This window comes from Pedobacter sp. (genome assembly GCF_040513095.1).
Lineage (GTDB): Bacteria > Bacteroidota > Bacteroidia > Sphingobacteriales > Sphingobacteriaceae > Pedobacter.
The window spans coordinates 25,314-48,007 of sequence record NZ_JBEVDX010000078.1; the positions used below are offsets into that span (position 1 = coordinate 25,314).

Annotated in this window: 22 protein-coding genes; 12 read left to right on the forward strand and 10 right to left on the reverse strand. The window is 43.4% G+C overall.

Annotated features, from left to right (window positions below; translation table 11 throughout):
* Positions 1-13 precede the first annotated feature (13 nt).
* A complete protein-coding gene (locus ABWY16_RS09785; RefSeq protein ID WP_353904465.1) occupies positions 14-1,825 on the reverse strand; it encodes a glycoside hydrolase family 15 protein in 1,812 nt (603 codons plus the stop codon).
* Positions 1,826-1,949: 124 nt separating this feature from the next.
* On the opposite strand from ABWY16_RS09785, the gene ABWY16_RS09790 reads away from it, so the two are divergent.
* The 4 genes from ABWY16_RS09790 to pdeM are packed head-to-tail and all read left to right on the forward strand — an operon-like array spanning position 1,950 to position 7,743.
* Positions 1,950-2,963, forward strand: coding sequence for a ligase-associated DNA damage response exonuclease (locus ABWY16_RS09790; protein ID WP_353904466.1), 1,014 nt, complete (start codon positions 1,950-1,952; stop codon positions 2,961-2,963).
* 1 nt (position 2,964) lies between these two features.
* Positions 2,965-4,557 carry an ATP-dependent DNA ligase gene (locus tag ABWY16_RS09795; RefSeq protein ID WP_353904467.1) on the forward strand — a complete coding sequence of 531 codons (1,593 nt, stop codon included), beginning with the start codon at positions 2,965-2,967 and terminating at the stop codon, positions 4,555-4,557.
* Positions 4,554-7,124 (forward strand): ligase-associated DNA damage response DEXH box helicase, encoded by a 2,571-nt coding sequence (locus tag ABWY16_RS09800; protein WP_353904468.1) that lies wholly within the window; start codon positions 4,554-4,556, stop codon positions 7,122-7,124. The genes ABWY16_RS09795 and ABWY16_RS09800 overlap by 4 nt, the downstream gene beginning before the upstream one ends.
* Positions 7,108-7,743, forward strand: a complete 636-nt coding sequence (pdeM, locus tag ABWY16_RS09805; protein ID WP_353904469.1) for a ligase-associated DNA damage response endonuclease PdeM — start codon at positions 7,108-7,110, stop codon at positions 7,741-7,743. The genes ABWY16_RS09800 and pdeM overlap by 17 nt, the downstream gene beginning before the upstream one ends.
* 32 nt (positions 7,744-7,775) lie before the next feature.
* On the opposite strand, the gene ABWY16_RS09810 is transcribed toward pdeM, so the two are convergent.
* A complete protein-coding gene (locus ABWY16_RS09810) occupies positions 7,776-8,225 on the reverse strand; it encodes an NUDIX domain-containing protein (RefSeq protein WP_353904470.1) in 450 nt (149 codons plus the stop codon).
* Positions 8,222-9,142, reverse strand: a complete 921-nt coding sequence (locus tag ABWY16_RS09815; RefSeq protein WP_502930991.1) for a cation diffusion facilitator family transporter — start codon at positions 9,140-9,142, stop codon at positions 8,222-8,224. The genes ABWY16_RS09810 and ABWY16_RS09815 overlap by 4 nt, the downstream gene beginning before the upstream one ends.
* 169 nt (positions 9,143-9,311) lie before the next feature.
* Between ABWY16_RS09815 and ABWY16_RS09820 the strand changes: the two genes are divergently transcribed.
* On the forward strand, positions 9,312-10,505 hold the full coding sequence (locus ABWY16_RS09820; protein WP_353904471.1) for a pyridoxal phosphate-dependent aminotransferase: 1,194 nt from the start codon (positions 9,312-9,314) through the stop codon (positions 10,503-10,505).
* Positions 10,506-10,877: 372 nt separating this feature from the next.
* Here the strand turns inward: ABWY16_RS09820 and ABWY16_RS09825 are convergent, their stop codons facing one another.
* A complete protein-coding gene (locus ABWY16_RS09825; protein WP_353904472.1) occupies positions 10,878-12,122 on the reverse strand; it encodes an ABC transporter permease in 1,245 nt (414 codons plus the stop codon).
* Positions 12,123-12,570: 448 nt separating this feature from the next.
* On the opposite strand from ABWY16_RS09825, the gene queA reads away from it, so the two are divergent.
* Both queA and ABWY16_RS09835 read left to right on the forward strand, forming a co-directional pair.
* A complete protein-coding gene (gene queA / locus ABWY16_RS09830; protein WP_353904473.1) occupies positions 12,571-13,620 on the forward strand; it encodes a tRNA preQ1(34) S-adenosylmethionine ribosyltransferase-isomerase QueA in 1,050 nt (349 codons plus the stop codon).
* Positions 13,621-13,704: 84 nt separating this feature from the next.
* Complete coding sequence (locus tag ABWY16_RS09835; protein WP_353904474.1) at positions 13,705-14,373, forward strand: 2-C-methyl-D-erythritol 4-phosphate cytidylyltransferase; 669 nt, start codon at positions 13,705-13,707, stop codon at positions 14,371-14,373.
* Between the two features lie 87 nt (positions 14,374-14,460).
* Here ABWY16_RS09835 and ABWY16_RS09840 read toward each other — a convergent pair whose 3' ends face one another.
* The 6 genes from ABWY16_RS09840 to ABWY16_RS09865 form a co-directional block, all read right to left on the reverse strand.
* A complete protein-coding gene (locus ABWY16_RS09840; protein ID WP_142527036.1) occupies positions 14,461-14,619 on the reverse strand; it encodes a lmo0937 family membrane protein in 159 nt (52 codons plus the stop codon).
* A 135-nt stretch (positions 14,620-14,754) separates the two neighbouring features.
* Complete coding sequence (locus ABWY16_RS09845) at positions 14,755-14,976, reverse strand: DUF2795 domain-containing protein (RefSeq protein ID WP_008240955.1); 222 nt, start codon at positions 14,974-14,976, stop codon at positions 14,755-14,757.
* An 83-nt stretch (positions 14,977-15,059) separates the two neighbouring features.
* The gene (locus tag ABWY16_RS09850; RefSeq protein WP_353904475.1) at positions 15,060-15,608 is read right to left on the reverse strand and encodes a cob(I)yrinic acid a,c-diamide adenosyltransferase; all 549 of its coding nucleotides are present in this window, start codon (positions 15,606-15,608) and stop codon (positions 15,060-15,062) included.
* Entirely contained in the window at positions 15,605-16,369 is a 765-nt protein-coding gene (locus tag ABWY16_RS09855; RefSeq protein WP_353904476.1) for an ABC transporter ATP-binding protein, read from the reverse strand. Before ABWY16_RS09855 ends, ABWY16_RS09850 begins: the two co-directional genes overlap by 4 nt.
* Positions 16,370-16,454: 85 nt before the next feature.
* Positions 16,455-16,745, reverse strand: coding sequence for an Asp-tRNA(Asn)/Glu-tRNA(Gln) amidotransferase subunit GatC (gatC, locus tag ABWY16_RS09860; protein ID WP_353904477.1), 291 nt, complete (start codon positions 16,743-16,745; stop codon positions 16,455-16,457).
* Positions 16,742-17,476 (reverse strand): lysophospholipid acyltransferase family protein, encoded by a 735-nt coding sequence (locus tag ABWY16_RS09865; RefSeq protein ID WP_353904478.1) that lies wholly within the window; start codon positions 17,474-17,476, stop codon positions 16,742-16,744. Before ABWY16_RS09865 ends, gatC begins: the two co-directional genes overlap by 4 nt.
* Positions 17,477-17,641: 165 nt before the next feature.
* Here ABWY16_RS09865 and trpS point away from each other — a divergent pair, with 165 nt between their 5' ends.
* The 5 genes from trpS (at position 17,642) to pyrG (ending at position 22,690) form a co-directional block, all read left to right on the forward strand.
* Positions 17,642-18,640, forward strand: a complete 999-nt coding sequence (trpS, locus tag ABWY16_RS09870) for a tryptophan--tRNA ligase (protein ID WP_353904479.1) — start codon at positions 17,642-17,644, stop codon at positions 18,638-18,640.
* A gap of 47 nt (positions 18,641-18,687) precedes the next feature.
* The gene (locus ABWY16_RS09875; protein WP_353904480.1) at positions 18,688-19,302 is read left to right on the forward strand and encodes a deoxynucleoside kinase; all 615 of its coding nucleotides are present in this window, start codon (positions 18,688-18,690) and stop codon (positions 19,300-19,302) included.
* Position 19,303: 1 nt separating this feature from the next.
* A complete protein-coding gene (gene kdsB, locus ABWY16_RS09880; protein WP_353904481.1) occupies positions 19,304-20,044 on the forward strand; it encodes a 3-deoxy-manno-octulosonate cytidylyltransferase in 741 nt (246 codons plus the stop codon).
* Between the two features lie 32 nt (positions 20,045-20,076).
* Positions 20,077-20,613: a hypothetical protein gene (locus ABWY16_RS09885; RefSeq protein WP_353904482.1), complete on the forward strand. Its 537-nt coding sequence runs from the start codon at positions 20,077-20,079 to the stop codon at positions 20,611-20,613.
* Between the two features lie 460 nt (positions 20,614-21,073).
* Positions 21,074-22,690, forward strand: a complete 1,617-nt coding sequence (gene pyrG, locus ABWY16_RS09890) for a CTP synthase (RefSeq protein ID WP_353904483.1) — start codon at positions 21,074-21,076, stop codon at positions 22,688-22,690.
* Positions 22,691-22,694 lie beyond the last annotated feature (4 nt).

Sequence of the window (22,694 nt, forward strand, 5' to 3'; positions counted from 1 at the left end):
GTATCTGTCTATTTTATAACCTGTCCAGTTGTTTATCAAGTTCCAGTGCTGCGCTGATCAAAGCAAGGTGGGTAAATGCCTGGGGAAAATTACCGAGGTGCTCACCACGTTTGCCGATCTGCTCTGCGAAGAGCCCCAGATGATTGGCATAACCGGTCATCTTTTCGAAGCTCTCCAGGGCTTTGTCTATTTCTTTATTCTTGGCAAGTACCTCTATGAACCAGAATGAGCACATATTAAAGGTGCCCTCTTCCCCTTCAAGACCATCAGAACCTCCTTTATTATCATATCTGTAGATGAGGACATCGGTACTCAGTTTTTCTTCGACCACCTTGAGTGTAGATAACCAGCGCGGTTCATCCGGCGTAATAAAATGCACCAGGGGCATCAGCAATACCGAAGCATCAACTACATCCGCCCCCTTGTATTGAACCCATGCTCCCAGCTTTTTATTCCAGAAGCTTTCATAGATATCAACATAGATGGCATCCCGCACTTCCTTCCATTGCTTTTCCGGGTAGGGAAATGAGCGGTCCACAGCTATTTTTATTGCCCTGTCCATGGCCACCCAGCACATCAGGCGCGTATGCAGAAATTGTTTTTTTCCACTCCTTACTTCCCACATGCCGTGGTCCGGCTTCTTCCAGTCTTCTACTACGCAGGCAATGTGTTTTTGTACTGTCTGCCAGAATTCGTAGTTGATCTTACTGTGGTTTTTATTGTAAAGGTAAATGGTATCGATCAGTTCACCATAAATGTCCAGCTGGTGCTGGTCTTTGGCGGCATTACCAATCCGCACAGGACCGGAGCCCATGTATCCTTCCATATTGTCGAGCACCACTTCTTCCATCACCGGCGAACCATCTATGTTATACATCAGGTTCAGCACATCATCCCCCGAGCGCTCGTGGATCCATTTCAGAAATCCCGAAGCTTCTTCCCAGTAACCTAAACGCAGAAACGCGTACATAGTAAAAGCTGCATCACGGATCCAGGTAAAGCGGTAATCCCAGTTCCTGTCATTGCCTACAGATTCAGGAAGACTAAACGTAGGCGCTGCAACCATTGATCCGTATGTAGCAGAGGTAAGCAATTTAAGCGTGATGGCTGATCTCAGTACCAGATCCGTCCACCTGCCTTTATAGGTCGATTTACTGATCCAGTTGCGCCAGAAAGTCACCGTCTTCTGATAGGTCGCGTTTTTATAATAATCTATATTACGCAGCTCCCTGGCGTCGTCTTTTTCGGCCGACTCCAGTACCACCCAGGCTTCTTCACCCTGCGCAAGGTTAAATTCGGCATAGCCGTCCTTACCTTTAAATTTCAATGGAAAATCCGCGACCAGCCGTACCATGGTATCTCCATCATTTACAGCGGTAAATGTCAGTTCATTTTTACCTGTCTTTTCAATCTGGTGGCTTGCTTTAGCGTAATCAAACCTGGGTGCACAATTTATTGTATAATCGATATTTCCGCGTATCGTTTTAATTTTCCTGACAATGGCACAGATCTTTTTATCATCCCCTTCTTCCAGCGGCATATAGTCGGTTACTTCCACAATTCCGTCATCTGAGAAAAACCTGGTCAGCAATACTGCGGTTCCCGGAATGTAAAGCTGTTTGGTTTTGAATGAATCAAACTGGGGAGTCACAGAGAAACTTCCACCCTCCTTCTGGTCCAGCAGGCTGGCAAAGATAGTGGGTGAATCAAAATCAGGGAAACACATAAAATCGATATTGCCATCAAGGGATACAAGAGCGATCGTTTTCATATTTCCGATAATGCCGTAGTTTTCTATGGGTAGATATGCTGGGGATTTTTTCACCCTTAATAAACCATGTAATCGTTTTTATGTTTTAAAATCGTCTGCCGGCTGGATGATTTAGCGTTTGAAAAAAGCGGTTAATGCGCTTAAAACTTTTGCAGTAAACACGTTGTTGTATCCTGCAATGGCATTAATCACATTCACAAATAAGGGAATATATTGCAAACAGGGTGATTTTTATATCGACCCCTGGAAACCTGTAGATCTTGCAGTAACTACGCATGGCCATGCTGACCACGTAAAATGGGGCAATAAGGGATACCTCTGCCAGGAGCTGACAAAACCCGTATTGTTACAGCGTCTCGGATTTGATCTGCCCGTTCAGACACTACCTTACAATGAGGAAATCAGTATCAATGGCGTTAAGGTCAGTTTTTTCCCGGCAGGTCATGTGATCGGTTCTTCGCAGGTCAGGCTGGAATACAAAGGCGAAATCTGCGTGGTCTCAGGCGATTACAAAGTGGAATTCGATGGCATCAGCACCGCGTTCGAACCGGTGAAATGCCATACTTTCGTTTCTGAGAGCACATTTGGGCTGCCCATTTATAAGTGGCTGCCACAGGAAACTGTTTTCGGGCAGATCAGAAACTGGGTTTCGGATAACCATGACCAGATGAAAACCAGTGTACTGGTAGCTTACAGCCTGGGCAAAGCACAGCGGCTGATCAAAAACCTCGCAGGCGATGTACCCATATATGTTCACAATTCCATCGCTAACCTGAATGAAGGCTTTATCAAAGCTGGAGTAGATCTTCCTGAAACAATAAGAATTACGCCGGACACCAAAAAAGATGACCTGCAAAAAGGCATAGTCATCGTCCCTCCTGCACTGGCAGAAGGAAAATGGATGAAAAGCCTCCACCATGCTGCTACGGGTGTTTGTTCCGGCTGGATGCAGGTAAGGGCCGGCCGCAGGTGGCGGGCAGCCGATGCAGGATTTGCATTGAGTGACCATGCCGACTGGCCGGGTTTGTTGTCAGCGATTAAGGCTACTGAAGCAGAAAAAGTATATGTTACCCACGGTTTTGTCTCTACATTCTCCAAATACCTTAACGAAATTGGTATACCCTCAGCAGAGGTGGTAACGCGTTATGGAAATGAAGATGACGAGGAAGAAGAAATTTTAAAAGAAGCTTAATTTGAGAAGGTTCACACAACTGATACAGCAGCTGGAAACAAGCAACAAGACCAACGATAAGATCGCTGCGCTGGTTAGCTATTTCAGCACAGCCGACGAAAAGGATAAACCTTTTGTGATTGCTATGTTCACCGGTAAAAAGCCAAAACGGCCTGTTCCTACTGCGCTGATCAGGGCCTGGGCAACAGAACTGAGCGATATTCCCGCATGGCTATTTGCTGAAAGTTACCACAGTGTGGGCGACCTGAGTGAAACAATTGCGCTGGTACTTCCACCTGCGGCACACACCACAGACCGGAAGCTGCATGAATGGATCAACGATCTGGCTGCGCTGAACGGCAAAAGTGATGAAGCCAAAAAAGAATTTATACTTTACGCATGGGATAACCTGGATACCCAGGAACGTTTTATCTTCAATAAACTGATCTCAGGAAATTTCAGAATTGGTGTATCCAACAAAATGCTGGTGAATGCCATTTCCAAACAAAGTGATACCGACAGCAACAAGATCATGCACAGTATCATGGGTAAATGGAATCCCGGGGAAATCACTTACCAGGAGCTGATTGAAGGAGCACATGTAAATACAGATAACTCATGGCCTTATCCGTTTTGTCTGGCCTATGCACTTGAAGCCGAGCCCGCAAGCCTGGGTGGCAGCGGAGAATGGCAGGCCGAGTGGAAATGGGACGGCATCCGCGGACAGATCGTCAAAAGAAACGGAGAGCTCTTTATCTGGTCGCGCGGCGAAGAACTCGTTACTGACCAGTTTCCGGAACTGCATTTCCTGAGGGATGAGTTGCCGGACGGTACAGTGCTGGACGGAGAGATCCTTTCTGTAAAGGATGGACAGGTACAGGCATTCAGTATCCTTCAGCAAAGGCTGAACAGAAAAACCATCAACAAATCACAGTTAAAGGATGCACCTGTAGGATTTTTCATTTACGACCTGCTGGAATACAAAGGCGGCGATATACGCACGGAACCTCTGTCAGAAAGACGAAGGTTACTGGAAGAAATTGTAGCTGAGATCAGCAACACTGATGTGGCCGTACTTTCTCCGGTTATTACATTCAGCGACTGGGATGAGCTCGCTGAGATCAGGAAAGGTTCGAGAGAAAACAACAGTGAGGGTATCATGCTCAAGAAACTGAGCTCCTTTTACCATAGCGGACGTAAACGTGGCGACTGGTGGAAATGGAAGATCAACCCCTATACCGTAGATACCGTGATGATTTATGCACAAAAAGGAAGTGGCAGGCGCGCCAATCACTTTACAGATTACACCTTTGCGGTGCGCGATGGCGAAAACCTGATCACCATTGCAAAAGCTTATTCCGGCTTAACCGATAAAGAAATCAAGGAGGTGGATTCTTTTGTGAAGAAAAATGCGATAGAAAAATTTGGCCCGGTAAGAACGGTGAAGCCGGAACTTGTATTTGAAATTGCCTTTGAAGGGATTGCAGAAAGTAAAAGGCATAAGGCCGGACTGGCACTTCGCTTTCCCCGCATCGCCCGCTGGCGAAAAGATAAAGTAGCGGCAGAGATCAATACGCTGGATGATTTAAGACAACTCTTAGCTTCTACACTATGACGCTGGAAAAAAGTCCTGGTTATAAAAAGGTAATTAAATGGCTGAAAGACAGCAAAAGGAAACCGTTTAAATTTCAGACCGATGCCTGGCAGTATTACGCCGAAGGTTACAGCGGACTGGTCAATGCACCTACAGGTTTCGGAAAGACATTTTCCATGTTTCTTGCAGTTGTGATTGATGAGCTGAATGACCAGGAATCACGCAAAGCTGTGGTAATGAGCGATGCGAAAGCAAAAACCACACGGGAAACGAAAACAAAGAAATACCAGCCCCAGGGTTTAAAACTGATCTGGATTACTCCGCTGCGCTCGCTTGCGAAAGATCTGGCGAGGGCAATGACTGAGGTCTGCACTGCGCTTGAACTCGACTGGCACGTTGGTGTGCGCAACGGAGATACAGCACAGAGCGAAAAACTAAAACAGAAGAAACAGATGCCAGAGGTGCTGATCATCACTCCCGAAAGTATGCACCTGCTGCTGGCGCAAAAAGATACATCCCGATACTTTGACGAACTGCAGTGTATCGTGGCCGACGAATGGCACGAACTCCTGGGCAGCAAACGTGGCGTGATGGCTGAGCTGGCTATCTCCCGTATCAGGGGCCTCCTGCTTGAAAAACATCCTGAAAAATTGCTCAGAATCTGGGGCATCTCTGCAACTATAGGAAATCTGGAACAGGCTCTTGATGTTCTGGTGCCCTATGATGAGGTACTTAAAACTATCGTGGTTGCCGATCTGGAAAAAAAGATTGAAATTAAATCTATACTGCCGGATCATATCGACATGTTGCCCTGGGCCGGACATCTTGGTCATAAACTTGCACACAAGCTGCTGCCCATCATCGAAAAAAGCAAAACCACACTCATTTTCTGCAATACCCGCGGACAGGCTGAGCTTTGGTACCAGAACTTGCTGAAACTCGATGAAAATCTTGCAGGCCAGATAGCCATACACCACGGATCGATTGATCATGAACTGCGCAACTGGATTGAAGAGGCCATACATACCGGGGCACTCAAAGCTGTAATCAGTACTTCATCACTGGATCTTGGTGTGGATTTTAAACCAGTAGACACTGTAGTACAGATTGGATCACCCAAGGGTGTTGCCCGTTTTCTACAACGCGCTGGTCGCAGCGGGCACTCCCCTTACGAAACTTCAAAGATCTTCTTCCTTCCAACACATGCGCTGGAACTGGTAGAAGCCGCAGCAATCAAGGAGGCAGCTAAAACCAATGATATCGAAAGCCGTGAGCCGGTGGTAATGTCTTTTGATGTGCTGATCCAGTACATGGTTACACTCGCCGTTGGAGACGGTTTTGACGACAGGAAATTATTTGAGGAGGTGAAGCAGACTTTTGCCTTCAGGGAACTTGAACCGGATGAATGGAGCTGGATGATGCAGTTTATCACAACCGGCGGGGAAAGCTTAACGGCATACACCGAATTCAGCAAAGTTGAAAAAGAAGACGGCCTCTGGAAGGTGAAGAGCCGGCAAATGGCAATGAGGCACCGGCTGCATATCGGTACTATTGTTAGTGATGCTATGATCAAGGTAAAATACATGACCGGCGGGTATGTGGGAATGGTGGAAGAATCATTCCTTTCAAAAATCAAACCCGGCAACAGTTTTACGCTGGCCGGCCGCGTATTGGAGTTTATCATGGTGAAAGAAATGACTGCACTGGTGCGGAAAAGCAGGCTGAAAACTGCTATTACCCCAAGCTGGATGGGTGGCAGGATGTCGCTGACTGCCAACCTGGGTGCTATATTGCGAAAAAAGTATAACCAGACTCTGGATAAAACCCACGAGGATGAAGAACTTGATATTATTCTCCCTCTGTTTGAACGCCAGGCAAAAGTATCACATGTGCCCAAGGATGATGAATTCCTGATTGAACTGATTAAGACCCGGGATGGCTACCACTTTTTTGCCTATCCTTTTGAGGGAAGGCAGGTTCACGAAATCCTGGCCGCACTGATTGCCTATCGCTTATCCAAATCCAAACCTATCAGTTTTTCTATTGCGATGAATGATTATGGTTTTGAGCTGCTGAGTGAAAAGCCCATTCCCCTGGATGAAGACAATATTAAACTGCTGTTTAGTCCCGCCAATCTGAGTGAAGACATTGTGGCCAGTATCAATTCTACAGAAATGGCAAGGCGTAAGTTCAGGGATATTGCCTGTATCTCCGGACTGGTATTTCAGGGTTTTCCAGGAAAGTATGTGGCAAACAAACACCTGCAATCCTCAGCAGCATTATTTTTTAATGTTTTTAGCGATTATGATAAACATAACCTATTATTGCGGCAGGCATACGATGAAGCCTTTTATCAGCAGATTGAAGAACCACGACTGGCCGCTGCCCTGCACAGGATCCAGACCAGCAGGGTGATCATCGTGAAAGCCGAAAGTTATACCCCGCTTTGCTTCCCAATCAAGGTGGACAGCTTAAGGGAAAATATGAGTTCTGAGGAACTTGGAGAAAGAATTGCAAGAATGACTGCCGAAGCGGATAAAAAGAACGCACAGGCACAACGAAGGAAAAAGAATGACCATCAATTGTAAAGGGGAAAGTTTAGTATTAGATAAGGATAGGGCAATTTACTGGGAATCTAAAAAAATGCTGATCATCAGCGACCTCCACATGGGTAAGGCCGCTCATTTCAGGAAAGCCGGGATACAGGTTCCGGCAACAGTAACAGAAACCGACCTGGAAAAACTGGGGCGGCTGATCTCTAAGTACAGTCCGGAAATATTACTTGTAACGGGCGACATGTTTCATTCTGATATGAATACAGAAGTGCAGGTTTTCAGCACATGGCGGGCTTCATTTCCTGACCTCAGGATTATCCTGATCAAGGGGAATCATGATCTGTTGTCAAATGACGACTATGGGGATCTCTCAATAGAGATCTGCCCCCGGGAGCTGCTGAGTTTTCCCTTCAGGTTTGTGCACGACCAGCCAAAGGTGTTCGATGAATATTACAATATTACAGGTCATATCCATCCGGGCATCACCATCTATGGTAAAGCACGCCAGCAAATCAAACTGCCATGTTTTTACTTTGGGAGCACCTGTGCGATTCTGCCCGCATTCAGCCTCTTTACCGGACTAAGTAAAATCAAGGCTGAGGAGGGCGACCAGTTCTATGCGATCACCCCCGAAAAAGTAGTAGCGGTTTAAGTTACCCGGACCCGGGAAGTCAGTTATAGTATTTACTCCGCTCCTTGTGCGATTAGCGAAAGCAGTAAGGAAACAGCTGTCTTATCAGTTCTGAAAGTAACATCATCTTCTGTAAGTTCAGTCAGGTTTACCCACCTGAAGGATTGAAGGGTATCCGGATCAAAGTCAAACACTTTGGTCTTGTAATTCAGCTTCATAGGACCAGCTTCTCTTACCAGGTAGTAAACACTCAGGATCTGACTGTCATTGAAGGAAGATTTCTCGTAGAAATCTGTGGTATAGAAATGGCTGATCACTTCAATCTCTGCCTCGCATTCTTCCATAAACTCACGTTTGAGGGCATCGATCAGTCCTTCGCCATACTCTACTCCCCCGCCGGGAAATTTGCTGAAACTTCTGTCACCTGACTGTTCATCACTTACGAGCAGCTGGTTGGCATCGTTAATCAGCAGGCCGTATACTCTTACATTAAAATAACTCATTGGAAATGTTTTTTGTTTTTAGTGGCATTGTCTACTGTCCAGGTGATTTCACCATGGAAAGCTTCCTGCCGTACAGGACAATTTTTCATCCTGCAATAAGTACAGCATTCCGGTAAACAGGGGTCTGCATGTATAAATAATTCTGTATCGTGTTCTCCGCTCCCATTGATCAGCTTGTCTATGTCTGAAATCTCTGTATGTACCTGATTGAGGTCGTAATAATAAGGAAGGGTTATGTGGCAGTCGATATGAAGATCCGAACCATATTGCTGTGCGCGGAGGTTATGTACGTCAATCCAGGCATCCTGACGGTTTTCCTGCATAATATCTACAATAGTTTTTACGAGTCCAATGTTACTTTCGTCCATCAATCCGCCCACTGACGTTCTGGTTAACTTATACCCGCTGTAAACGATGTAAATTCCAAGTAGAATGGAGATCACGCTGTCCAGCCAGAAAACCTGGGTAATTTTAATCAGGATAATTCCTGCTACCAGTCCTGCACTGGTTACAGCGTCTGTCAGCAGGTGTTTACCATCTGCTTCGAGTGTGAGCGACCTGTGTTTTTTTCCTGTCCGGATCAGGTAATATCCCACTATGAGGTTTACAACGCCGGTACTGCCAATGATGACCGCACCTTCCAGCAGCTGGAAAATTTCCTTCGGAAAAATCAGGTCGTAACTGGATTTAAAAATAATGATAAGGCCTGCGATGCTGATCAGAGCGCCCTCTACAAAGGCTGAAAAAAACTCTACTTTACCATGGCCGTAGGGATGGTTTTCATCTTTAGGCAGCGTAGCCAGGTAGATACTGTAAAAGGCAAAGCCACTGGCAAGTACGTTCACAATACTCTCCGCTGCATCAGTGAGGATCGCATTGGAATGTGTAAGAAAATAAGCACCGAATTTGGCCAGCATCAGGACAATGCTAATGCAGAGGGAGACAAGTATCGCTTTCTTTTTGGGCAGCAAGGGGAATGATTTAGCCCCCAAAAATACGCTTTCACGATGATAATACGCTAAAAAGTATTTTTTATTAGTCACATGTTGGATCAGGTTTTTATATTTGCTACCTTATAAGAGAATCATGACATTTTTATCTAACAGGATCAATAATCTATCAGAATCACAGACCATTAAAATGGCAAAGCTGGGGAGAGAACTCACCGCTAAAGGAATTGACGTAATTAACCTGAGCTTTGGAGAGCCAGACTTTTTTACGCCGGAGCACGTAAAGGAAGCAGCAAAGAAGGCTGTTGACGAAAATTATTCTTACTATACTCCTGTTTCCGGATACCCTGAACTGCGTAAGGCTATTGTTGAAAAGTTAAAAAATGAGAACGACCTTACTTATACTTTTGACCAGATCGTTGTATCTACAGGTGCAAAACAATCTCTTGCCAATGCCGTGCTATGCCTGGTAAACCCGGGAGAAGAAGTAATTGTACCAACTCCATACTGGGTATCGTACTCAGAAATGATCAAACTTGCTGAAGGTGAAACGGTATTCATCAACGCTACTGTAGAGCATGATTTCAAAATCACTGCAGAGCAGCTGGAAGCGGCTATCACGCCTAAAACCAAACTCTTCATGTTCTCCTCTCCGTGTAACCCCACAGGTTCGGTTTACTCACATGAAGAACTGGCAAGCCTTGCTGCCGTGTTTGAGAAATATCCAAATATCTACATCATCTCTGATGAGATCTATGAGCACATCAACTTTGTTGACAAACATGCTTCCATAGCTGCTTTTGATTCCATCAAAGACCGCGTAATCATCATCAACGGTTTCTCCAAAGCCTACGCAATGACAGGCTGGAGAGTTGGTTATATGGCTTCCAACAAAGAAATCGCTAACGCCTGCGATAAATTACAGGGACAAATCACCTCAGGTACCTCGTCCATCTCACAGCGCGCAGCATTAGCCGCTTACCAAAACGGACTGGAAACTGTAACTGCAATGAAAGACGAGTTCAAAAAACGCAGGGACATAGTTTATGCCTTACTGAAAGAAGTTCCTGGTATCCAGGTTAATCTTCCGGACGGAGCCTTTTACTTCTTCCCTACCGTAAAAGACTATTTCGGAAAAAGCGTAAACGGTAACGTAATCAGCAATGCTGAAGACCTTTGCCTCTACCTGTTAAACGAAGCGCACGTATCAACTGTAACTGGCGAAGCTTTCGGTAACGAAGACTGTATCCGTATTTCTTACGCTGCTGCCGAAGATCAATTGGTTAAAGCCGTATCGAGAATCAAAGAAGCTTTATCTAAAATAAGCTAATCTAAACAGATATCAATAAAGAGCGTGTTAGTGGCAATGATTATTGCAGCTAACACGCTTTTTTTATGCCGCAGGCTTTATACTATGATCTGTACGATATGGATTTTTGAGTTGGGTATAAGCTGTAGATTTATACGATGCTTTATGCTATGGGATTAAACGGTGGTTTTGATTGTGGGTTTAAGATAGCTTTATGCTACGGGACTTGATGGTGGTTTTTACTGTGGGTTATTGAGCTAGGCGAGTCGGATAACCCCGTGTTATATCTGGTGGTTAATTCAAAATGTTTTTGCTATTTCGCTGCCTTCTGGCGCCTTTCAGCGGCAGGCAGCAGCGAAATAACAAAAACATTTTGAATACCCCCCGATAAACCTAAGACCTTATGGCTTCTACAGGATCCAACCGCGAAGCAGAATAAGCCGGCCAGAAACCGGAAATCGTACCGATAACCAGCGAAATCCCCACCCCCATGACAATATTCTTCATATACAGCACAACCTCCGTATCAAATCCATACTTGGCAACCAGCGTAAGGGCATATACAAAGGTCAAACCAAGCATACCTCCCAAAAGACAAAGCGCAATCGCCTCAAACATAAACTGCAGCAGTATAAAATAATTCTTCGCACCCAGCGATTTCTGAATCCCTATAATATTTGTTCGTTCCTTCACTGATACAAACATGATATTGGCTATACCAAAACCTCCTACCAGAATAGAAAAACCGCCAATTACCCATCCCGCAATATTCACCATTTTGAACATCGTATCCAGCTGATTAGTGATCATTGTAGTTTTGTTCAGTGCAAAATCATCCTCAGTGCCTGGCCTGATCCTGTGCACCGAGCGCATAGCGCCCTGCAACTCACTTTCTACTTCCTCAAGTGCTATATTTTCCTTCCCCCTGATATTAATTTGCGGATCGTAATTGCTGCTCTGAACATCAAATAAACCTTTGGCAAAATTCAGGGGGATCAGGATGTTATTATCCTGAGACATTCCCAGCATATCCTCGCCTTCCTTCTTGTAAACACCCACTACAGTAAGCCTGCGTCCCATGACCTTGATCTGTTTCCCTACTGCAGACTGACCGGAGAATAATCCATTGGCTATCTCAGCGCCAAGAATCACAACAGGAGAACCTGTCTTACCTTCATTGTCTGTAAAATACCGTCCTTCTTCATAATCAAGGTTCCAGGTTTTATCATAATCCTGCGTAGCCGCGTGCAACACAGCACCTTCAACAGAACTGCTCCTGTATTTAACCGTTCTGTTGCCAGAAGTAGCTTCATATGATATCCCGTCAACATGTTCGAGACGTGATTTCAATGCTTCATAGTCGCGCAGCGAAGGCTCAGGCCTGTTCACATACTTCCACCATGGGTAATCGCCACCAAAGCCCCAGGGCCATTTCTGTACGAACAGGGTTTTCGAACCCAGCTTATCCACACTTGCCTGAAGTTTATTCCTCAGTGTATCCACGCCGGAGAAGACGGCGATAATAGTAAATATACCTATCGTGATCCCTAACAGGGAGAGCATGGTACGAAGCTTATTCTGGCGGAGCGCATCGGCAGCGAACCTGAAGCTTTCTCCTATAAGTCTGAATATGATCATAATTGATGGTTAGACCAAAAATAAGGAAAAACGTTACAGCGTATATCATCTTTCATGGTATTTGTTACTGCTTAAATCTTATGTAGCCTCAGCAATTCTGTATCAGTCAGATACAATGTTCTTATACTGTTCGTGCACTGTTCGTATGTCGCTTTGTATTGAAGGCATATTGACGGCACCTTGGTACCACCTTGGCGGCGTATTGGACCCACGTTGTCGGCATGTTGGAAGCACAAAAAATGCTCCCAACCCCCTCTCGACCTGCTAAGAAGATGCGCTCAGGGGGCCAGCAATATAAAGCACTGTACGACCAGTATACGAACAGTCTGCGATTAATTACAATAGCATAACAGGATACTGCAAGGCTTTGGTACAAATAAAATTCCATTATACGCAATATTTCTATTATATTTTGTAAATTTGCGCCCTCAATTATTTTATAAAAAACATGAAGTTATCTCAATTTAAGTTTAATTTACCTGAATCATTAGTTGCCAGTAATCCTTCAGATCAAAGGGACGAAGCCCGTTTAATGGTACTACACAAAGACACTGGTGAAATTGAACATAAAATATTCAAAGATGTCTTGGAATATTTTGATGATCAGGATGTCATGATATTAAATAACACCAAAGTTTTCCCTGCCCGTTTATATGGTAACAAAGAGAAAACCGGTGCAACCATTGAAGTATTTTTATTACGCGAACTTAACAGAGAACTGCGTTTATGGGATGTTTTAGTAGATCCTGCACGTAAAATCCGCGTTGGTAACAAACTTTACTTTGGTGATGACGACCTGCTGGTTGCAGAGGTTGTAGACAATACTACATCAAGAGGACGTACTATCCGTTTCCTTTTTGACGGTACTGATGAGGAATTCAGAAAGAACATCGAGATCCTTGGAGAAACACCGCTTCCGAAATATATTAAACGTAAGGCTACTGCCATGGATAAAGAACGTTACCAAACGATTTTTGCCAAACATGAAGGTGCCGTTGCAGCTCCAACTGCGGGAATGCACTTTAGCCGTGAACTGATGAAACGTCTTGAGCTGAAAGGTATCAACTTTGCAGAAGTTACATTACATATCGGTTTAGGTACATTCAGAACTGTTGAAGTTGAAGACCTGACAAAACACAAAATGGACTCTGAGCAGTTCATTATTGAGGAAAAACAGGCAGCAATTGTAAACAAGGCACTTGAAAACAAAAAACGTATCTGTGCTGTAGGTACTACGTCAATGCGTGCTATTGAATCAGCTGTTTCTTCCGGTAAAATGCTGAAGCCGGCAAATGACTGGACAAGCAAATTCATTTTTCCTCCATATGATTTCAGTATTGCCAATTCAATGATCACTAATTTCCACACGCCAGAGTCAACGTTGCTGATGATGATCAGTGCATTTGGTGGTTACGATTATGTAAGACATGCATATGAAGTGGCATTGAAAGAAAAATACCGTTTCTACAGTTATGGTGATGCAATGCTGATCATCTAATTTTAATGAACAACCCTTTAAATGAATAGGAGGATCTTTAGGTCTCTCCTATTTTTTTTTGAATCAAAATAGCTTGCCCCCAAAATGAAATATTACGCAATTATTGTTGCCGGAGGAAAAGGGAACAGAATGAACCAGGACATTCCCAAACAGTTTTTAGCACTGGATGGAAAACCTGTACTCATGCATACAATTGAAGCATTCCACAACTGTGTTCTAAATCCTGAAATCATTTTAGTCCTCAATATCCGGCAGCATCAGTTTTGGCAGGGCTTGTGTGAAAAACACCAATTCAGCATCCCGCATCAGGTGATCGAAGGCGGACAGGAAAGGTTCGATTCCGTGAAAAACGGATTGAAGTTTATCAATGATGACGGAGTTGTTGCTATACATGACGCTGTGCGCCCGCTGGTAAGCACAGAACTGGTTCTGGCGTCCTATCAGATGGCCCTCGAAAAAGGGAATGCCATTGCGGCTATAAAGCCGGTGGATTCCGTAAGAATAAAAAAGGATGGACAGGAATCTGTTGCCCTTAACAGGGATGAACTATACCTGATCCAAACTCCCCAGACCTTTGTGACGCAGCAATTGAAAACGGCTTACGAGCAACCATACAAAACAGAATTTACAGACGATGCATCAGTGGTGGAGAAGGCGGGATTCGTGATCAATATCCTGCCGGGAGAAAGAAGTAATATCAAGATTACCTATGCACAGGACCTGGAACTTGCTTCCTTCATGCTGAGGAAATAAAACCATTTTCTTTGGAAACAGAAAATTCCTGCAGTAAATAGATTGCAAAAGTAAAGGCTTTTGATTTCTCAAAAGCCCTGTTTATGATTAAGCGGCTCTGTTGATTATTTTCAGGAGGATTGCAATTACGGCGATAACCAGCAATACGTGAATCAGTCCGCCCACGTCACCAAAGCCGTGAAAGAAAAAGCCAATCACCCAAAGTATAATTAATACTACTGCGATTAAATAAAGTAAATTTCCCATAGTTGTAGTTTTTAAAATAAAGTTTGTTAATTAAATGAATTTAAAAGTTAAAGTACACTCTCCTGACAATTCATAAACAATCTTCGTTCCAAAAAAAGAAAGGCCCCATTACCGGGGCCTTTAAATTATGAGTCTTTAGTATTCATCTTCATTAAAGAAGAAGTCATCTTTAGTCGGATAATCCGGCCAAATCTCTTCAATTGTTTCATACGGTTCTCCGTCGTCTTCCAAAGCCTGAAGATTTTCAATCACCTCTACAGGAGCTCCGGATCTGATACCATAATCAATCAATTCGTCTTTTGTTGCAGGCCATGGAGCGTCCTCCAAGTGCGATGCTAATTCTAATGTCCAATACATATTCTATACTATTTTATTGTTCTTATTTAATTTGCAAAAGTATATTAAAAAAGTTGATGAAAACAAACTTTTTTTTCCACTTTTTATAACCTTGGTAACCAGAGGTTTTCCTCAGCGTTCTGGTCGAAACTCAGTTTTCTGCCTAGAACAAACAGATAATCACTCAGGCGGTTCAGATAAACAGTCACCTGGTTATCCACATTACTCTCCGAAGCCAGGTGTACTATGAGTCTTTCGGCCCTTCTGCAGATGCATCTTGCGATATGACAATGCGAAACAATTGTATTTCCGCCCGGCAAAATAAAATGTTTCAATTCAGGCAGGAACTCATTCATCCGGTCCATTTCCTCTTCCAGCAGCGTAATATCAGCTGCATGCAGGTCAGGAATTTTCATGCTCGATTTGTCCGGATCGGCCGCCAGGGATGAACCGATGGTGAACAGCCGGTCCTGAATTTCCTTCAGGATCCGTTTTGAATGGGCATCAATATCCTGGCACTGGATGAGTCCGATATAGGAATTGAGTTCATCCACCGTACCATAACTTTCTATCCTCAGGTGGTATTTCGGGACTCTTGTCCCCCCGATAAGCGAGGTCTCCCCCCCGTCACCGGTCTTGGTATAGATCTTCATTGTTTACCAATTTGTTCAAAATCATCCCCACTCTCCTTTAATTTGGTCAGTCGCGGAGAAACTGTCTTCACATCCGTATTAAGGTAATCATTTTCAATCAAACCGTCCCGCATCCTTACAATCCGGTGGGCATGCTGTGCGATATCTTCCTCATGGGTAACCAGGATGATTGTATTCCCTTTACTGTGGATTTCTTCCAGCAGCCCCATGATCTCAATAGAGGTTTTTGTATCAAGGTTACCTGTTGGTTCGTCTGCAAGTATAATAGAAGGATTGTTGATCAGTGCTCTTGCCACCGCTACACGCTGGCGCTGTCCACCGGAAAGCTCATTCGGCTTATGGGTAATCCTGTTGCCGAGACCTACATTTTCGAGGGCCAGTTTAGCACGCTCGTCGCGGTCCTTTTTACTCGCTCCCGCATAAATCAGCGGTAGAGCTACGTTATCGAGAGAAGTGGATCGTGGTAGAAGGTTAAAGGTCTGGAAGACGAAGCCGATTTCTTTGTTTCTTACTTCGGCTAGTGCATCATCTGACATCTGGCTGACGTTGATCCCGTTTAAGATATAGTCGCCTTTATTCGGGGTATCCAGACAACCCAGTATATTCATCAATGTAGATTTCCCGGAACCTGAAGGTCCCATTAAGGCTACAAATTCACCTTTAAAGATTTCCAGTGAAACTGATTTCAGTGCATGGATTGTTTCTGTTCCAATCACATATTTACGACCTATTTCCTTAATATTAATTAACGGGTTCTCCATTTTCGCCTATATATTTTACAAATAATAAAGCTAATACAAGCTTTCGGTTTAGACACCAGCCTCCCTGTGATTGTTACAAAAGAAATTATTTATCCAGTATTTTCGGCACAAAGAAAAAATCCTCATTATGTACTGCAGCATTTTGTAGTCCCTCGGCAACCGTAAGCTCCTGAATGACTACATCTTCCCTCCACACATTCACCTCAGGATTCATGTATACCAAAGGTTCAACAGCAGTAGTATCCAGTTCATTTAGTTTCTCCATAAAGGTAAGGATCTTATTCATATCTTCCTGCAGCTGAGCTACCTCATGATCTCCAATCTCAATTCTAGCCAGATCTGCAACTTTATAAATAGTCTGTTTATCTATGTTCATTTCTTAATCACTTTACTGTTAATCAGATCAAAAATAGTGTCTTTTAGCTGATCCGCATCATCTGCTTTCATATTTTCTGTATAAACCGGCTTGTGGACGTAAATATCGCAGATTCCAGGTCTGCTGCCATAGCGTGCACCGTCATCCCATAACTTTTTCCAGGCATCGGTTACACTCACCGGTACGATGGGCGTACCGGTTTCAATCGCCAGCCTGAATGGTCCGTTTTTAAAAGCAGCCATCACCGGGGGATACTGCCCCATATCAATTCTTCCCTCAGGAAAGATAATCAGGCTCATGCCTTGTCTCAGATTGTCGCCTGCGCGCTTAAATGCCCTGAATGAAGACATTTTACTGTCCCTGTTTACTGGAATATCGATGGTGTTGAAAAAAATTTTCAGTACAGGGTTTTTCAGCAGTTCGTCTTTCCCCATAAAACTGAATTTCCCTTTAGCCAGCAGGCAAAAGATCATGATATCTAGATTGGAAGTATGGTTTCCGCAATAGATGTAGTGCTGACTGCGGGCGGGCTTCTCTTCATAGGTAAAGCGAAAAAACACACCCGTAAAAATACTGCAGGCCAGACTGTTCAGCGCCCTTAGCTGGTTCAGGAAGCCATACCAGGCCGGCTTCCGCGCCGCCAAATAATAAAAAGGATAAAAAAACACAAAGAAAAGCAGGACGATCAACAGAAAATAATAATAGTGTACCCGCTTTAATAGATTGATCATTGCAATCAAAACTACAAAAAATCTCAACAAAGCGGCTTTGTTAAAAAAGAAAGCGCTAATAACCAAAGATTTTAAACATAAAAGACAATTAGTACAAGTCTGTGTAACTGTTTTTTCTTAATTTCGGCCTCTTGAAACCCTTCAGGGGACCACAAAAATCAGATCATGAAAGAAACAGTAGTAAGCGGCATTCGTCCCACAGGCAAATTACATTTAGGCAATTACTTTGGTGCTGTAAGTAATTTCGTAAAGATGCAGCATGAATATAATTGTTATTTTTTCATTGCTGATTTTCATTCATTAACTACACATCCTACGCCGGGCGACCTGCATGGAAATGTGAAAAACGTATTGGTAGAATACCTGGCCTGCGGCATAGATCCTGAAGCCAGCACAATATACATTCAGTCAGATGTTCCGGAGGTAACCGAACTGTACCTTTACCTGAACATGAATGCCTACATGGGAGAACTTGAAAGGAGCACTTCTTTCAAGGATAAAATCCGCTCTCAGCCAGATAACGTGAATGCCGGACTGTTAACCTATCCATCTCTGATGGCAGCAGACATCCTGCTTCATAAGGCTACAAAAGTACCTGTGGGGAAAGATCAGGAACAGCATCTTGAAATGACACGTACTTTTGGTAACAGGTTTAACAGATTATACAACAATGAGTATTTCCCTGAGGCTTTTGCCTTTAACTATTCGGCAAACCTGGTGAAAGTTCCGGGGCTTGACGGAAAAGGAAAAATGGGAAAATCAGAAGGAGACGCCAACTGCATTTATCTGGCCGATGCACCTGATGTTATCCGTAAGAAAGTACTGAAAGCGGTTTCTGATGGTGGCCCAACTGTAGAAAACCAGCCCAAACCCGAGCCTATACAGAATTTGTTCGACCTGATGAAGATCGTTTCTGCGGAGGATACAATTACGCATTTTGATGAACTTTACAATAAGTGTGCAATCCGTTACGGCGACTTAAAAAAGCAGCTGGCCGAAGATATGATCATCTTTAATACGCCCATCAGGGAACGCATCGAAGAGATAGCAAAAGACGACGATTATCTGCGTAAAATAGCAAATCATGGTGCAGAGAAAGCGAGGGAAAGCGCAAGAAGGACTATCAGGGAGGTTAGGGAACTGATAGGTTTCAAACCATTTTAAATATCAATAAATAAAAATTACTACCTTAAGCGCATCAGATTGATCATATGCATATAGCAATAGTTGGAAATATAGGCGCCGGTAAAACTACTTTAACAAGTTTACTGGCTAAAAATTATGGATGGGAAGCTTTATACGAAGCCGTAGACAACAACCCTTATCTTGAAGACTTTTACAGTGATATGAAACGCTGGAGTTTTAACCTGCAGATCTACTTTCTGAACAGCCGTTTTCAGCAGATTGTAGACATTGAAAAGAACCAGAGAAATGTTATCCAGGACAGAACTATCTATGAAGATGCACACATCTTTGCAGAAAACCTGCACGAGATGGGTCTGATGACCACCAGAGACCATAAAAATTACCAGGATATCTTTGATAATATCACATCATTTATCAAACCACCGGATCTGCTGGTTTACCTTCGTGCTTCCGTTCCTACACTTGTAGACAACATACAGCGCAGGGGACGTGATTATGAGGCGGGCATCCGTTTGGATTACCTGTCTAAACTGAACGAAAAGTATGAGGCCTGGATCAAGAATTACCAGCTGGGCAAACTGCTGATCCTGGATAAGGATAAATTGGATTTTACCAATAACCCGGAAGACCTGGGTACCGTAATCCAGTCTATCGAGGCAGAAATACACGGACTTTTTTAAGATGGCAAAGCTTGGAATAATCCCCGCCCGGTACGCCTCTACCCGCTTTCCGGGCAAGCCCCTGATTGATATTGCAGGTAAAAGCATGATCCAGCGGGTATATGAACAGGCATGCAGTTCATCCAGTCTCGATAAAGTAGTAATCGCTACCGATGACGAAAGAATAATCACAGAGGTGAAAAGGTTTGGAGGAGAATTTGCGCTGACCCGAAATGATCATCAGAGTGGCACAGACCGCTGTGCAGAAGTTGCCGAGAAATTTCCGGGCTTTGAAGTGATCATCAATATACAGGGCGATGAACCTTATATCGACCCTGTCCAGATTGATCTGCTGGGCTCCTGCTTTACAGATCCTGCAGTGAAACTGGCAACTTTGGTTAAGCGCATCCGGGATGAAGAAGAACTGTTTAACCAGAATATCCCCAAGGTAGTGCTCAACCACCGTCAGCAGGCTATTTATTTCAGCAGGCACACCATTCCCTTCCTGAGGAATACTGAGCAGGCAAACTGGCTCGAAACACACCAGTTCTACAAACATATCGGGATCTACGGTTACACGGTAGAAACGCTGCTGCAGATCACCAGGTTGAAGCCATCATCCCTGGAACTTGCAGAAAGCCTGGAGCAGCTGCGCTGGATAGAGAATGGCTACGAAATACAAACAAGGGTAACCGATATGGAGTCCATTGCCGTGGATACACCTGAAGATCTTGAAAAAATCATGAAGATGAAGGGCAATTAATTAGCTATATTAGGCAATTAATTTAATGCTTCATGAGATACGCTTTTTCAACCATTGCTGTTTTCTTTTTATTCTTCACGGCCTGCCGCCAGGAAAAACCAGTTCAAATCGACACCGCAGCCCGAACAAAAGTAGTCTTAAGATCTTTCAGTGATACTGCCACAGTTGACACCTTTAAGATTGTGCTGAGTGGCGAACGCCCTAAAGAAATGGAACTCGTTTTCACAATTACCAGCCCATCAGGTCAGCGTATCTATACCAAGATATTAAAAGCCACTTCCCTTCTTGACAATTATAAAGACAATGTAGATTTAGGGAAAGAGAAAAAACAGGTCAAGTTTATGCAGGACGAACTGGGTTTATTTTTGGATGAAGAGAATTTTCTTGAACCAGCAGTAACGGATGATGAACTGCCGGATAAAAATACTCCCGACAAAATATTTTTTGCTGAATTAAAAAAATCAGGACTGAACGGATTCAAATACCGGCTGGGTAAAGAAAGCAATGTTTATATCGCATGGTCTCCCTCCGCCGGAAAAGTAAAACCGTACTATGAATGCTGTAAGTAAAATGGATAGTTAGTGTATATAAAACACTAAGCGTATTGAATAAGCGTCATACATACGATTATAAATACACACCAAAATAACTTAAGTTTTGATAAAATGATGACAAAACGTGTGTCATGACTATAAATTTTATCATTGATAATCAGCGTATTATAAATAGCAACTCTTTTTTTTTACATTAGATATGCAATATTATAAAAATTACATTAGATTTACCTTAGTGTTACGGTTTACAACTTTAACATTCAACCAATCAAGCATATTCTAACCAAATATAAAATTAAAAAAGGCCAGGTAATTTACCAGGTCTTTTTTCGTTTACGCCCATTTTTATCCTGTTGAAATTATTCGAATTCGAATATTTAGAGTGAATTCTGACAATATTTCCGTAGCTTTGTATCCCGTACAAAAACAATAAGAGAGGTATAAAAAACTCTTCTTATTTCACAAACTCACAAACATGACTAAGTATATTTTTGTTACGGGCGGTGTTACTTCCTCATTAGGGAAGGGCATCATCTCCGCTTCATTAGCCAAACTTTTACAAGCAAGAGGTTACCGTGTAACCATTCAGAAATTCGATCCTTATATCAATATTGATCCCGGAACATTAAATCCCTATGAGCATGGCGAATGTTACGTAACAGAAGATGGTGCAGAAACAGATCTGGATCTGGGCCACTATGAACGCTTTTTGAATGTGCCTACTTCTCAGGCCAACAATATTACCACCGGAAGGATCTATCAGAATGTAATCAATAAAGAACGCCAGGGAGAATACCTTGGGAAAACGGTACAGGTAGTGCCGCATATTACTGACGAAATTAAACGCAACATGCGTATCCTGGGCGATACAGGAGAATTTGATATCGTGATTACTGAGCTTGGAGGAACTGTAGGTGATATCGAATCCCTGCCCTTCGTTGAAGCTGTAAGACAATTCAAGTGGGAAGCGGGAGCCAACAACGCTATTGTGATTCACCTGACCCTTGTGCCTTACCTTGCTGCGGCCGGTGAATTAAAAACAAAACCTACACAGCACTCTGTTAAAATGTTACTGGAATACGGTATTCAGCCGGATATCCTGGTATGCCGTACAGAACACCACATAAATATGGATATCCGTAAAAAGATCGCCCTGTTTTGTAATGTAAACGTAAATGCGGTAATCGAATCTATGGATGCTTCTTCAATTTATTCAGTTCCCCTGCTGATGATGAAAGAGCAGCTGGATAAAACGGTATTGAGCAAATTGAAACTGCCGCAGAAAAACGAGCCGGATATGGAAAGCTGGAAAGACTTTCTGGGCCGTCTTAAAAATCCTACTGCCGATGTAAGGATCGGTCTGATCGGTAAATATGTAGAGTTACCTGATGCGTACAAGTCTATTATCGAATCTTTCATCCACGCCGGTGCGAAAAATGAATGTAAGGTAAGAATTGAATATATCCATTCTGAGGAGATCTATCCTGACAATGCAGCAGAAAAATTGGGCCACCTGGATGGTGTACTTGTTGCTCCGGGCTTCGGAAGCCGCGGTATTGAAGGGAAAATTGATTCCATCAAATATGTACGTGAAAATGAAGTGCCTTTCTTTGGTATTTGCCTGGGTATGCAGTGTGCTGTGATTGAATACGGCCGTAACGTACTGGGACTAACAACAGCAAATACTACAGAAATTGATCAGGAAACAGTTGATCCTGTAATCAATATGATGGAAGATCAAAAAACGGTAACAAACAAAGGCGGAACAATGCGTTTGGGTTCATATCCATGCGACCTTAAAAAAGGCACAAAAGCATTCCATGCTTACGGAAAAGCACACATCAATGAGCGTCACAGACATCGTTATGAGTTTAACAATGCCTACCTTAAACAATATGAAGAAGCTGGAATGATTGCTTCAGGGATAAATCCTGACAGCAAACTGGTAGAAATTATTGAGCTGAAAAACCACCCGTTTTTTGTTGGTGGACAATTTCATCCCGAATTAAAGTCAACAGTTGCTAATCCTCACCCACTTTTTGTTAAATTTGTCGCCGCTGCAATGGAGTACGCGAAGAAAAAAACAAACTAATACG

Bases quoted from the DNA above. Each gene is read 5' to 3' on its own strand.
- ABWY16_RS09790 (WP_353904466.1), top strand. From the start codon at position 1,950: ATGGCATTAATCACATTCACAAATAAGGGAATATATTGCAAACAGGGT.
- ABWY16_RS09800 (WP_353904468.1), top strand. From the start codon at position 4,554: ATGACGCTGGAAAAAAGTCCTGGTTATAAAAAGGTAATTAAATGGCTG.
- pdeM (WP_353904469.1), top strand. From the start codon at position 7,108: ATGACCATCAATTGTAAAGGGGAAAGTTTAGTATTAGATAAGGATAGG.
- ABWY16_RS09810 (WP_353904470.1), bottom strand. From the start codon at position 8,225: ATGAGTTATTTTAATGTAAGAGTATACGGCCTGCTGATTAACGATGCC.
- ABWY16_RS09815 (WP_502930991.1), bottom strand. From the start codon at position 9,142: ATGCTGGCCAAATTCGGTGCTTATTTTCTTACACATTCCAATGCGATC.
- ABWY16_RS09820 (WP_353904471.1), top strand. From the start codon at position 9,312: ATGACATTTTTATCTAACAGGATCAATAATCTATCAGAATCACAGACC.
- ABWY16_RS09825 (WP_353904472.1), bottom strand. From the start codon at position 12,122: ATGATCATATTCAGACTTATAGGAGAAAGCTTCAGGTTCGCTGCCGAT.
- queA (WP_353904473.1), top strand. From the start codon at position 12,571: ATGAAGTTATCTCAATTTAAGTTTAATTTACCTGAATCATTAGTTGCC.
- ABWY16_RS09835 (WP_353904474.1), top strand. From the start codon at position 13,705: ATGAAATATTACGCAATTATTGTTGCCGGAGGAAAAGGGAACAGAATG.
- ABWY16_RS09840 (WP_142527036.1), bottom strand. From the start codon at position 14,619: ATGGGAAATTTACTTTATTTAATCGCAGTAGTATTAATTATACTTTGG.
- ABWY16_RS09845 (WP_008240955.1), bottom strand. From the start codon at position 14,976: ATGTATTGGACATTAGAATTAGCATCGCACTTGGAGGACGCTCCATGG.
- ABWY16_RS09850 (WP_353904475.1), bottom strand. From the start codon at position 15,608: ATGAAGATCTATACCAAGACCGGTGACGGGGGGGAGACCTCGCTTATC.
- ABWY16_RS09855 (WP_353904476.1), bottom strand. From the start codon at position 16,369: ATGGAGAACCCGTTAATTAATATTAAGGAAATAGGTCGTAAATATGTG.
- gatC (WP_353904477.1), bottom strand. From the start codon at position 16,745: ATGAACATAGATAAACAGACTATTTATAAAGTTGCAGATCTGGCTAGA.
- ABWY16_RS09865 (WP_353904478.1), bottom strand. From the start codon at position 17,476: ATGATCAATCTATTAAAGCGGGTACACTATTATTATTTTCTGTTGATC.
- trpS (WP_353904479.1), top strand. From the start codon at position 17,642: ATGAAAGAAACAGTAGTAAGCGGCATTCGTCCCACAGGCAAATTACAT.
- ABWY16_RS09875 (WP_353904480.1), top strand. From the start codon at position 18,688: ATGCATATAGCAATAGTTGGAAATATAGGCGCCGGTAAAACTACTTTA.
- kdsB (WP_353904481.1), top strand. From the start codon at position 19,304: ATGGCAAAGCTTGGAATAATCCCCGCCCGGTACGCCTCTACCCGCTTT.
- ABWY16_RS09885 (WP_353904482.1), top strand. From the start codon at position 20,077: ATGAGATACGCTTTTTCAACCATTGCTGTTTTCTTTTTATTCTTCACG.
- pyrG (WP_353904483.1), top strand. From the start codon at position 21,074: ATGACTAAGTATATTTTTGTTACGGGCGGTGTTACTTCCTCATTAGGG.